This window comes from Arthrobacter sp. Y3223166 (assembly GCF_059090935.1).
In genome coordinates this window covers 1-671 of record NZ_JBNHGE010000097.1, presented here as the reverse complement: position 1 = coordinate 671, position 671 = coordinate 1, and the positions used below count along the sequence as shown (strand labels likewise).

The following is a 671-nucleotide window of genomic DNA, read 5'->3' as shown; positions in this document are numbered from 1 at the left end:
CACGATCCCGGCGGTCGAAGGCGTGGACTACCTGGTCGGCGGCAAGACCGTTCCCCCGGGCACCCACAAGGGCACTGGCACCGTGACGATCACCGCCAGGGTGCAAACCGACTACGTCCTTGCTCCCGGCGCCAGGACGTCCTGGACGGCCAATTTCAAGGTCACCCCGCTGCAGACCGCCACGCCGATCGTCTCTGGTATGGCGAAGGTCGGGAAGACCCTGACCGCGACAACCGGGACCTGGACCTCCGGAACCACGTTGAAGTACCAGTGGTACCGTTCGGGCGCAGCCATCAAGGGCGCCACTGCCAAGACCTACAAGCTGACCGGATCCGACGCCGGAAAGACCATTAAAGTAAAGGTCACCGGCACCAAGACCGGTTACACCGCCGTGTCGAAGACCTCGAAATCAACAGGCAAGATCGCCAAGGGCACGCTCACCAGCAAGACCCCGGCGATCAGCGGTACTGCGAAGGTCGGCAAGACCCTGAGCGCGACAACCGGGACCTGGACCTCCGGAACCACGCTCAGTACCAGTGGTACCGCTCGGGCACGGCCATCAAGGGCGCCACTTCCAAGACCTACAAGCTGACCGGATCCGACGCCGGAAAGACCATTAAAGTAAAGGTCACCGGCACCAAGACCGGTTACACCGCCGTGTCGAAGACCTC

1 pseudogene is annotated in these 671 nt (G+C 62.9%); it reads left to right on the top strand.

Features of this window, described 5'->3' with window-relative positions:
* A pseudogene (locus tag AC5RUH_RS16710) lies at positions 1-592 on the top strand (hypothetical protein); the annotation flags it as partial.
* Positions 593-671: the final 79 nt, after the last annotated feature.